This is a genomic window from Paenibacillus sp. SER-28 (assembly GCF_052906305.1).
On sequence record NZ_JBRECM010000002.1, the window covers coordinates 100,407 to 111,498 of the forward strand.

The window sequence follows — 11,092 nt, forward strand, 5'->3', positions numbered from 1 at the left end:
ATATAAACTGTAGCAATCAACAATGACTTTATATAGAAAATGTCATGTAATTGTTGAGAGTAGAAAGCTAGAACAGCAATAAACATAAGGACGGAAACAATTATTTGTACTGCAGGATGATAAACAAACTTTATAAATTTACTATGTTCATTACTTTTTTGAAGATCAATTACTAAATATACTACGAAAATAGGAGTAGTAAATAAAACTCTTTTAATTATATCTACTATTGTTTGTGAATTAAGTGTAGTAAATATAAGATACGACAAAGTAAGTACAATAAAAGTAATAAAAGAAGTATTGGAATTTCTTAATTTTAAAAATCCTACCAACCATCGCACTAATACCTTGAAAGGATAAACAATTAGAAGCGAAAAAATCCAAGTAAGTAAATTCCAAAAAATGTCTGATGTAACGATCATATATAATCTCCAATAAATCCGCATCGGCTACGGTATTTGCTTTTTCATCTGTAATGTATGTATCGGTATTTTCCGTCATTTCCTTTACAGCAGACATACGAGCTGGATTGCTGTCAAAGAAGGATAACTAAATTTTATGGGCTGATAAGTCTAATTGCGAGATATTGTCATAATAGAGGACTGGAGTGCGGACAGAGTAGACCTATGAGCAATGCGAATAAGTATTTCACAGAATATTAAACCCCCGGATTGCTCCGGGGTTGTTTTTTATCTGATCGTATATTCGTAAACTTTATCCTGAATCTTTATCTCTGCTTTTAATGGCTTATCACTTTTAGCCACCTCATTGGGGATCTCTGAAAGATAGTACAGTGTTCCCGTTTTAAGTGGGTCTACGCTAGTTATGTTGGTGTAAGTAAAGTCTTCACCACCACGTTCCTCAATAGTACTGAATGTATCATAATCATATTTGTTATCAAATTTTAGGTTTACTTCCGCTATTTTATCCGCTTTAATACCTTCTGCCCCAAGATTTTTGGCTTTAATGATTAGAGCAAAGAAGGTGGAGTCTGTTTCTTTGGATTCGTATAGTGTGTGGAAGTCTCCCGGTTTAGAGGGTTCGATTTTTTTGGAAATCTTATTTCCCGTTACTGTTATATCAGCGAAATCTTGTATTGTAACTGTCTCGCCCTTTTTAATAGGTGTAACCGTATCTTCTTGCTTTTGTTCCACTGGTGCTGCTGGTGCGGCAGTATTCGTTGGCGTAGTAGCTGGTTTAGTGTCATTTGTTGTGGCAGTTTGTTTAGGCGAGCAAGCTGCAAGCGTTAGAAACGCGGCAGCCACCAATATACCTGTTACAATTTTCATATTATCCCCCTGATTTTGTATTTTCGTATAGTCTATCAGACCTAGGAATATTTTTCTAGGACAAAAGTTTTGGATTCGGCATACAAAAAGCCTTTCTAGAACGTATGTTCGGAATATGATTTCTACATAACACATAGGCTGTATACATGGGAAAGAAACTTGAGGGCAGTGGATTATGGGAAAGAAGTCGGATAATCATCCCTGAACATAAGGAAGCATGCCTGAAGCTTATGAAGGATCACCGACGGCGTGATAAGCATGGATGGACTGGATGATCAAGAAGTGCAGCTAATTGAGCAGGCGCTCATAGTCTCTTACAACACACGTCAACCTATATCGATAGTGGTTTTTAGCCCGTTCGATGACGAAGAACTCACAGGTGTAATCATGTCTATAAATACTGCTCGCAGGGAGGTAAAACTGTTTCGTGATGAGGATGATTTTAGCTGGATTAAGTTGGAGGATATTATTTCAGCAAGTATCTAGCAAAAATCTAAGGGGAGTAAATATTCTACTGACGTTATCCAACAAACAAGAAATATTTTCAACCGCCTTACCTACGACATTTCAAGTCGAAGTCTTTCTAGGAGCATTTGACGCTAGTGTTTTAGCTGATTAACTAAAAAAGCAGATCCTCATATCGTAATCGAAGACTTCCTGATGATGATGCGTTACACCCGCATCAAGTTAAAGAAAGAGGCTTACAGAGTGGTACAAGACTATTACGGAGAAGCTCACTTTTACAGAAAAAGCCTGATGAGCTACAACGACATCGCGCTGGGCCAAGGTAACTTTTTCTTCGCTAGCGGTCCATTCGTTGTGCGAAAAATGGACCGCTAGCGAAGAAAAGCATCAATTTAAGTTAATGAAATAATTCTATAGGTTCTTGCTTATCGTGGCTGGAAAATTAACAAAAGAGGCAGGGGGATCCCTGCCTTCGGCGTTTTATAATCCTACGTCTGTGAAAAGCGGAGTGGACAAATAACGCTCACCTGTATCAGGTAATATGACCACGATCATCTTGCCTTTGTTTTCTGGAAGTTTCGCAATTTGTGTTGCTGCATAAACCGCAGCCCCAGAAGAAATACCAACAAGTAGCCCTTCTGTTTGGGCAAGCAGGCGTGCAGTTTCAAACGCATCTTCGTTTTTAACTTTGAAAACCTCATCCACATATTCCTCATTAAAGTTATTTGGAATGAAACCAGCACCGAGTCCTTGTAGTTGATGTGAACCTGGAGTACCGCCAGACAGCACTGGTGAATCGAACGGTTCGACGGCTATCACTTTTACAGAAGGTTTTCGTTCCTTCAATACTTGGCCAACGCCCGAAATAGTTCCACCTGTACCTACTCCCGCGATAAAAATATCTACACCGCCGTCTGTATCCTGCCAGATTTCCTCCGCTGTAGTTTTGCGATGAATTTCTGGATTGGCAGGATTGCTAAATTGCTGTGGTATGAAAGAGTTTGGTATTTCGGCAGCCAAGAGCTCAGCACGCTTGATAGCGCCTCTCATCCCCTCGGATCCCGATGTTAACACAAGCTCAGCACCGAACGCAGTCAAAAGCTTACGACGTTCGATACTAAACGTTTCAGGAAGTGTAATTATAAGTTTATATCCAAGAGACGCAGCTGCAAATGCAAGTCCGATTCCAGTATTTCCACTTGTCGGCTCGATAATAACGGAGTCTTTATTGATTAAGCCCTTCTCCTCAGCGTCTTTAATCATAGCATATCCAATGCGGTCCTTAACGCTACCAGCCGGATTAAAATATTCCAACTTTGCTACCACGTTTGCCTCAATATTTTGGATTTGGCTGTAGTTCAACAGTGCTAACAAAGGAGTGTTTCCAATTAACTCTGTCAACTTTTGGTGAATTTTAGTCAAAATTATCCCTCCAAACAATTAATTCATATCTACTTACTATGACATAGATATTATCACGAATTTTTCTTCATAACCATGTCCTGTTAATTCATAGTGCGGAGCGGGAACGGATGGAGACAGTCTAAGCCTAAAGTTACTACTCATAAAAAAGTAGTTCAAGCTTATTCAGAACCAAGAGAGTCATTAAGAATGTATACCGTGTATCATTTTTTAATTTCGGAATAATTATCACGGTTCATAATAGCTTTTTTCCAGGATGCGTTGGAGGATAGAAATTAGATTACAGTGTAATAAACGATAGTGGCATGAGGTAAGACAACACATACGGCAAAAGATACTACCCGCTAACCTAGTGGTCGGCGGATAATGATTTTGTATTTAGTAGAAGGCAAAAAGAGCAGTAAGGAATTAATCCCTTCTGCTCTTTTTATTGGGAACAGACTGTAGTATTTTGTGTAGAATACAGTCCAAATGAGAACATATACGAACACACAAAAGCCTTGAGGATGCTGGATTTTGGAACTGTATGCCAGTACAGTATATTGAAAACTCATGTTTTTTGGCAAGATTAAGCGATCTTGTAACAGAGAGTCGGAGCCTTTCTATTGCATCAATGGTTATAATCGTAGGTACCACGAAATGGGGGCTTTATAATTGAGTGTAAATTATCTCCAAAAATGAAGAGGTATAAATCCTTCAAACAGAATTTTGTTGTTTTTAATTAATCATTGGGAAGGTGGTTCAGTGAAGCTGATATGAATCTGACTTATCATATGGAACAGTTAAGAGTTTGTTTTATGAATTTCATTAACTATGTATATTTTGTAATGGATGAGAAAACAAGAGACATAGCTATTGTTGACCCATCATGGGATTTATTGAATGTAGAATCCTATCTTCAACAATTGAATGGCGATCTCAAAGCGATACTATTAACTCACTCACATTGGGATCATATTAATTTGGTAAATCCACTCCTGGAAAAATATAACCCGCAAGTATTCATGTCAATAAACGAAATCGATTTTTATAATTTTAGATGTAGAAATTTACATTCAATTAAAGACAAGGATTCAATCCAGGTTGGTGAAACGGAAATCAAAAGTCTTTTGACCCCCGGACATACCGTGGGAAGTGTATGCTACCTGTTGTCAGATCGCTTATTTACTGGGGATACAATTTTCATTGAAGGTTGTGGCTTTTGTGACCCAAATGGAGGAGATCCGGTAGAATTATATAATAGCGTTCAAAAAATAAAGCGAGAAATTGATGACTCTATTCAAATTTATCCTGCTCATTCATTTGGTAAAGCGCCTGGTTTTACACTCAATCACCTCATGGATGAAAATATTTATTTTCAATTTACGAGTAAGGAATCTTTTATTAAATTTAGAATGCGTCCGAACCAAAAGGGACTGTTCGATTTCAAATGAGTCTGTATTGTGGCCCAGTTCTAATGGTGAGAAAAAATATTGAATATAAAAAATAGTACATAACGATCTATCGCTTGTGTATGCCTCAGATGCTCAAGTTCACTAGTATAAAACACCCAGATCAGTTTTTTTATGAGCCGCTAGAAACACAAAATCTGTACTCGAAAGATAATAATGACCTCAAATTGAGCCATTTTCAGAAAGGTTTGCGAATCCAATGATGAACTTGCCGTTCCCAATCAACTGTGAATTGACAGGGTTTGAGTAGAGGATTATAATGGAAAAACATTATTCCAATTATATGATTATATGAAAAATAAAGGAACTTGTCTGTGGTTAATCGCTGGCGGGTCACGTTAACCATTAATGAGGGATATATCGTGAGAGATTGTAGCTTATCAAGTAGGATAAGTGAAAGGGCGAAGCTATGTATATGGGTAGTAGACATTATAGAAGATGATTTGGCAGTACGTTTTTATAGGAGATGAGTTAAGTGAGCTGGTACGTGTTTTTTGTGCGAACGGGTAGGGAAGAACAGGTCAAGCAGCTTATTAATGAGTGGTTGGATTCTGAAGTCTACAAACCCTTTATACCTCTCCAAGAGAGACTTTTTAAAGTAGCAGGAATAGTAAAGAAAGAATGGGCTCCTTTGTTCCCAAGCTATGTATTTATTGAGTCGAATTTACCTGACTTGCAGTTCGTAACCAGTACAAATTCAATGATTTGCACTTCTAGTGATATCATTCGTTTATTGAGATACTCGAAGTTTGAAGCTTCAATGAGAGATTCAGAGAAACAAATGTTAGAGAGTCTATGCAATGATAGCTATTGTATAGAATCATCAACTGGAATTATTGAAGGAGACAATATACGTATTCTAGATGGCCCACTTAAAGGAAGGGGGAGTATAGTCAAGAAAATAGATAGACATAAACGACAAGCGGTCATTCAGTTGGAATTTATGGGTGATATTAGGTTAGTGAGGGTAGCGTTGGAAATTATAAGTAAGGTTTAAAGTGGAGAACTTATGACGAGTTCATACTCCATGAGGAAGCTTTCAGAACCCTTAAGGGATTTGAAGGCCTTTTTTGATTTGGACTGCTAAGTTAGTAGTTTACTAGGGGGGATATGCGTAGCCTCGTATGCAGAACAACTAATATTGAAGCGGGAAGATGCCGTGATGAAGGCGGCCGTCAGTTTTGTCCATGCAGATTATAACGCAGACGCTCCCCTTGATCGGGAAGTTTTTCATTCGGATGAGTGTAATTACTTCGAGAGTTTGGTATTCCATCGGCGGAAAACCAACTTTGTGCTTGGCAGGCTAAGTGCGAAACAAGCGGTTTCGGTGCTGTTAAGCGAGCCAAACCTGCGCAACGTAAGTGTGGAGACAGGTGTCTTTGGCCAGCCCATGCTTCGAATCAATGGTGTCCACAGTTACCAGGTGAGCATTGCCCATTGCGACTATATCGGAGCGGCTGTTGTTTTTCCCGAAGCTCATCCCATGGGCATTGATATTGAGAGGATTGATTCTAAGCGAAATAAGACAATTGAAAGCCAACTGACGACGGAAGAAATGGAAAGAATCTCTGTCGTGCGGGGAGTAGGGGAGTATTCAGCTTTATTGACGGTTTTTTGGACAGTGAAGGAGGCCTTGTCGAAAATATTGCGCACAGGTTTTACAACATCGCTGCATGTACTTGAAATGAATGAGACCAGATTGGTGGATGGATACTTCCAAAGTACATTTTCACATTTTCCACAATATGCTGCCCAGTCTTACCGGTTAGGTGACTATATCTGCACGATTGTAGCACCAAGGAAGACGGAATGGAGTATGAATACTTCTCGGATTTATGAGAAATTCAATACAATTTTTCATCGAAATCCGTTTGTAGGTCATGCTTATTGAATACCGGGTTGTTGAGTTTTAAAACATTTATCTTTTAGGAGGATACCCATGCATAAGGAAGAAGTATTCGATATTGTTAAACGTTGTATTCGTGAAGTGCTTCCTGAATTACAAGATCACACGTTCGAGTATAGCGATAGATTGGTGGATTTGGGTGCAGATTCAGTAGATCGGGCCGAAATTGTAAACAAGACGATGGAAACATTATCTCTTCATATTCCGCGTGTCGAATTGTCTGGCGTGAAAAATATAGGAGAATTGACAGATGCACTTTATGCGAAATTATGAAAAATTATGAAAAGTCTGAGTTAGTCGTTACGGGGATTGGCGTGACTTCGGCGATTGGGCAGGGGAAGGCTGCTTTTGCCTCCGCGTTGTTCAAAGGGCAGCATGCATTTGGCTTCATGCAGCGCCCTGGCAGAAGAGGCGAAGTTTCATTTATAGGTGCGGAGCTGCCAACCTTGTCTTATCCGAAGGCATTATCCAAACGAATGTTACGTACAGCATCATTTTCGGGGCAGGTAGCCATGGTAACCCTTCAAGAAGCCTGGGATGATGCCCAATTGGATAACGTTGATCCTAGCCGTATTGGACTGGTGGTTGGAGGCTCCAATTTTCAGCAACGGGAGCTATTTCAGACCTATGAGGCCTATCGGGAAAAAATGTGCTTTGTACCGCCGACCTATGGGGTTTCCTTTATGGATACTGATTTGTGCGGACTATGTACCGAACAGTTCGGCATTCAGGGATTAGCTTATACCGTCGGTGGTGCATCCGCGAGTGGACAAGTCGCAATCATTCAAGCAATTGAGGCCATTCAAGCAGATCGTGTTGATGTTTGTATTGCAATGGGGGCATTGATGGATATTTCATATATGGAATGCCAGGCATTGCGGTCCTTGGGAGCGATGGGAAGCGACCGATATGCCGATGAACCTGCAATGGCGTGTCGACCATTTGATCAGTCGCGGGACGGGTTCATCTATGGGGAATCTTGCGGGGTTGTAGTCATAGAACGGGCCGATTCTGCCGTGAGGCATCGGGAGAAACCTTATGCCAAACTTGCAGGATGGGATATGGGAATGGATCGAAACCGGAATCCCAATCCCTCTTACGAAGGCGAAGCCCGAGTGATTAGAAGAGCTTTGGAGAAAGCAAAGCTAATACCGGAAGAGATTGATTATATTAATCCCCATGGGACAGGCTCGGTCGTTGGAGACGAGATAGAAATAAAGGCACTACAGGATTGTAAATTGTCACATGCCTATATCAATGCAACCAAATCCATTATCGGTCATGGCTTGAGCGCGGCAGGAACGGTTGAAATTGTGGCTACTCTTTTACAAATGAAAGAGTCGAGACTTCACCCTACCCGTAATTTGGAGGAGCCTATCCATTTGGACTGCAATTGGGTGAAGAATGAGTCTGTACCAGCAATTATTCACAATACCATGAATCTGAGCATGGGATTTGGTGGAATCAATACTGCCATTTGTATGCAAAAATGTGAGTCGCGTATTTGAGAGAGGGGGACGATTATGGTTGTCGTGGGAATTGAGGCAATGAACGTTTTTGGTGGCTCTGCCTATCTGGATGTTATGCAATTAGCCCAACACAGGCAATTGGATCCTGCAAGGTTCGAAAATTTATTAATGAAGGAAAAGGCGGTTGCCCTGCCTTATGAAGATCCAGTTACCTTTGGAGTAAATGCGGCAAAACCGCTGGTGGACGCTCTTTCAGAAGCGGAAAAAAACCGAATTGAAATGCTTATCACCTGTACAGAATCAGGTATTGATTTTGGGAAATCAATCAGTACATATATTCACCACTACTTGGGGTTGAATCGGAATTGCAGATTATTTGAGCTCAAGCAAGCCTGCTATTCCGGTACTGCAGGACTCCAAATGGCGGTGAATTTTATTCTTTCTCAGGTCTCGCCAGGAGCAAAAGCGCTTGTAATTGCCAGTGATATTTCACGATTTATTGCTGCTGAAGGCGGGGATGTCTTGAGTGAGGATTGGTCTTATGCTGAGCCAAGTGGAGGCGCAGGGGCCGTGGCAATGCTCATTAGTGAAAATCCTCATGTTTTTCAAATCGATGCAGGCGCTAATGGATATTACGGCTATGAGGTGATGGATACTTGTCGGCCGATTCCAGATAGCGAGGCTGGGGATGCAGACTTGTCTTTAATGTCCTATCTGGATTGTTGCGAGCAAGCGTTTTTGGAATATCAAAAACGGGTGAAAGGAGTGGATTATAAAGATACCTTTCAGTATCTTGCCTTTCATACTCCTTTTGGCGGAATGGTAAAAGGGGCGCATCGCACGATGATGCGAAGGTTGACTCAATCCAAACCAAATGAGATTGAGGCAGATTATTTACAACGTGTTAAGCCTGGATTAGCGTATTGCCAACGGGTCGGAAATATTATGGGGGCAACTTTGTACCTCTCCTTGGCAGGTACGATTGATCAGGGTACATTCGATGCTCCAAAGCGAATAGGCTGTTTTTCCTACGGGTCAGGCTGCTGCTCTGAATTTTATAGCGGGGTTGTTATGCCGCAAAGCCAGGAACATCTGCGGCGTTTTGAAATCGAGCGTAATTTGAATGATCGCTATCAGTTATCTATGGACGAATATGAATCCCTGCTAAAAGGCAGTGGCGCCGTACGATTTGGAACCCGCAACGCCAAGCTGGATTTTCAATTGATTCCGGGGGTCATAGCTTCCGGGAAAGGGAGACAGCGGTTGTATTTGGAAGAAATCTATGAATTCCACCGTAAATACAGGTGGGAATCATGAGTTATCAAACGATTCAGGTTCGCTTTCAAGAATCGATTTGTTATATTCGGTTTTACCGACCTGAGGCAAACAATACGATTAATAATACCCTCATCGAGGAGTGCTTGCATGTGCTGGCACTGTGTGAAGAGTCGGTTACGATCGTAGTTTTGGAGGGTCTGCCAGAGGTGTTCTGTTTTGGGGCGGATTTTGAGGGAATGCGTGAAAAAGTGGAAAGTGGACAAGAACATGCAATGAGTCCAGAGCCTATGTATGATCTGTGGTTAAAACTAGCAACTGGGCCTTATATCACGATTTCTCATGTGCGAGGAAAAGCAAACGCTGGTGGCGTCGGATTTATTGCTGCCAGCGATATTGTGATAGCTGACGAGACGGCACAGTTCAGCTTATCAGAATTGCTATTCGGACTTTTCCCTGCTTGCGTTCTACCATTTTTAGTCCGCAGGATTGGATTCCAAAAAGCGCATTATTTAACACTAATGACGCAGCCCGTTTCGGTTCAACAGGCCCATGTATGGGGATTGGTTGATGCGTACGATGCTCAGAGCGAGATGGTGCTACGCAAACATTTATTACGCCTCAGACGATTGACCAAGAAGGGGATCTTACGCTACAAGCGCTTTATGGATGAACTCAACGATTTGCGTCAATGTAAACCACTAGCGTTGGCGTCCAATCAAGAGGTGTTTTCAGATTCTCAAAATCTTAAAGGGATTTTCCGGTACGTTGAAACGGGGCAATTTCCTTGGATGGACTGATGACGTACGCCACAAGATGGGGATGTAGGAGGGAAGAAGATCATAATGTCACAATCCGTGGTTGAATTACTTGAAATCGAACGAGGTATTATTCAAGTGAAAATGCAAGATAGAGTTCATAAAAATACATTTACGCTTGAAATGACCCATGGACTAAGACAAGCGTTCAAGACGATCCAAGAAGATTCAACCTGCAAAGTCGTAATTCTAACAGGATACGATAATTACTTTGCCACGGGTGGGACGCAAGAGGGACTGTTGGCTTTACATGAAGGAATCTCGAGGTTTACTGATGAAAATATTTACTCTCTTGCATTGGGCTGCAAAGTTCCAGTGATAGCTGCCATGCAGGGACATGCGGTGGGCGGAGGCTTTGTAATGGGGCTATTTGCTGATTTTGTAGTCCTAAGCAGGGAAAGTGTGTACACGACTAATTTTATGAGATACGGATTCACACCGGGAATGGGTGCCACGTATATTATTCCTAAAAAGCTAGGGTTCAGCTTGGGAGAAGAACTATTGTTAAATGGGGGCAATTATCGAGGCGTTGAACTGGAGAAACGGGGAGTTCCGTTTCCGACCCTGCCCCGCAAAGAAGTGATGGGCTATGTAATGGATCTTGCCCGGCAGCTAGCCGAGAAACCCAGATTTTCTTTAATCACGCTAAAGGATCATTTGGTTGCTCCACTCCGGGAACAGCTTCCCAAAATCGTAGAACAAGAGCTTATCATGCATGAGAAGACCTTTCATCAAGAGGAGGTTAAAGAACGAATTATCAACTTGTTTGGAAAATAACCAAATAGAGATTCCTTGAATGCCTTTGTGGTTGTTCATGCGAACCAGCAACGAATGTGAAAGAAGCATATAGCCTTCCTCATCACTCGTTTTTTCTTTGATATTTTTAGCAGGCAACTCCCGGCAATGCTTCAAACGTGAATAATAGCTCAAAATGGACAGGGTGATAAGCCTTTAGCTCATGTTATATAAACTTTGTGTTTTGAGGAGTTGGTGGAGA

The 11,092-nt window shown here is 41.3% G+C and carries 10 protein-coding genes and 1 pseudogene; 9 read left to right on the forward strand and 2 right to left on the reverse strand.

From position 1 onward, the window contains the following. Positions 1–689: 689 nt before the first annotated feature. Positions 690–1,289 carry a YgdI/YgdR family lipoprotein gene (locus ACUYLD_RS06070; RefSeq protein ID WP_254329813.1) on the reverse strand — a complete coding sequence of 200 codons (600 nt, stop codon included), beginning with the start codon at positions 1,287–1,289 and terminating at the stop codon, positions 690–692. Between the two features lie 146 nt (positions 1,290–1,435). Here ACUYLD_RS06070 and ACUYLD_RS06075 point away from each other — a divergent pair. After that, positions 1,436–1,775: pseudogene (locus tag ACUYLD_RS06075) on the forward strand (YolD-like family protein). A gap of 459 nt (positions 1,776–2,234) precedes the next feature. Here ACUYLD_RS06075 and cysK read toward each other — a convergent pair. After that, positions 2,235–3,176 carry a cysteine synthase A gene (cysK, locus tag ACUYLD_RS06080; protein WP_254329812.1) on the reverse strand — a complete coding sequence of 314 codons (942 nt, stop codon included), beginning with the start codon at positions 3,174–3,176 and terminating at the stop codon, positions 2,235–2,237. 797 nt (positions 3,177–3,973) lie between these two features. Between cysK and ACUYLD_RS06085 the strand changes: the two genes are divergently transcribed. The 8 genes from ACUYLD_RS06085 (at position 3,974) to ACUYLD_RS06120 (ending at position 10,872) form a co-directional block, all read left to right on the forward strand. Continuing rightward, entirely contained in the window at positions 3,974–4,609 is a 636-nt protein-coding gene (locus ACUYLD_RS06085; protein WP_254329811.1) for an MBL fold metallo-hydrolase, read from the forward strand. A 493-nt stretch (positions 4,610–5,102) separates the two neighbouring features. After that, the gene (gene loaP / locus ACUYLD_RS06090; RefSeq protein ID WP_061828474.1) at positions 5,103–5,624 is read left to right on the forward strand and encodes an antiterminator LoaP; all 522 of its coding nucleotides are present in this window, start codon (positions 5,103–5,105) and stop codon (positions 5,622–5,624) included. 144 nt (positions 5,625–5,768) lie between these two features. Beyond that, positions 5,769–6,518 carry a 4'-phosphopantetheinyl transferase family protein gene (locus ACUYLD_RS06095; protein WP_446674614.1) on the forward strand — a complete coding sequence of 250 codons (750 nt, stop codon included), beginning with the start codon at positions 5,769–5,771 and terminating at the stop codon, positions 6,516–6,518. A 48-nt stretch (positions 6,519–6,566) separates the two neighbouring features. Further along, the gene (locus tag ACUYLD_RS06100) at positions 6,567–6,806 is read left to right on the forward strand and encodes an acyl carrier protein (RefSeq protein ID WP_254350025.1); all 240 of its coding nucleotides are present in this window, start codon (positions 6,567–6,569) and stop codon (positions 6,804–6,806) included. Further along, positions 6,803–8,041, forward strand: coding sequence for a beta-ketoacyl synthase N-terminal-like domain-containing protein (locus ACUYLD_RS06105; protein WP_446674615.1), 1,239 nt, complete (start codon positions 6,803–6,805; stop codon positions 8,039–8,041). The genes ACUYLD_RS06100 and ACUYLD_RS06105 overlap by 4 nt, the downstream gene beginning before the upstream one ends. 15 nt (positions 8,042–8,056) lie before the next feature. Continuing rightward, a complete protein-coding gene (locus ACUYLD_RS06110; RefSeq protein WP_069289930.1) occupies positions 8,057–9,319 on the forward strand; it encodes a hydroxymethylglutaryl-CoA synthase family protein in 1,263 nt (420 codons plus the stop codon). After that, a complete protein-coding gene (locus tag ACUYLD_RS06115) occupies positions 9,316–10,077 on the forward strand; it encodes an enoyl-CoA hydratase/isomerase (RefSeq protein WP_061828470.1) in 762 nt (253 codons plus the stop codon). Before ACUYLD_RS06110 ends, ACUYLD_RS06115 begins: the two co-directional genes overlap by 4 nt. A 45-nt stretch (positions 10,078–10,122) precedes the next feature. After that, the gene (locus ACUYLD_RS06120) at positions 10,123–10,872 is read left to right on the forward strand and encodes a polyketide synthase (protein ID WP_446674616.1); all 750 of its coding nucleotides are present in this window, start codon (positions 10,123–10,125) and stop codon (positions 10,870–10,872) included. Positions 10,873–11,092: the final 220 nt, after the last annotated feature.

Bases quoted from the DNA above. Each gene is read 5' to 3' on its own strand.
- ACUYLD_RS06070 (WP_254329813.1), bottom strand. From the start codon at position 1,289: ATGAAAATTGTAACAGGTATATTGGTGGCTGCCGCGTTTCTAACGCTT.
- ACUYLD_RS06085 (WP_254329811.1), top strand. From the start codon at position 3,974: ATGAATTTCATTAACTATGTATATTTTGTAATGGATGAGAAAACAAGA.
- ACUYLD_RS06100 (WP_254350025.1), top strand. From the start codon at position 6,567: ATGCATAAGGAAGAAGTATTCGATATTGTTAAACGTTGTATTCGTGAA.
- ACUYLD_RS06105 (WP_446674615.1), top strand. From the start codon at position 6,803: ATGAAAAATTATGAAAAGTCTGAGTTAGTCGTTACGGGGATTGGCGTG.
- ACUYLD_RS06110 (WP_069289930.1), top strand. From the start codon at position 8,057: ATGGTTGTCGTGGGAATTGAGGCAATGAACGTTTTTGGTGGCTCTGCC.
- ACUYLD_RS06115 (WP_061828470.1), top strand. From the start codon at position 9,316: ATGAGTTATCAAACGATTCAGGTTCGCTTTCAAGAATCGATTTGTTAT.
- ACUYLD_RS06120 (WP_446674616.1), top strand. From the start codon at position 10,123: ATGTCACAATCCGTGGTTGAATTACTTGAAATCGAACGAGGTATTATT.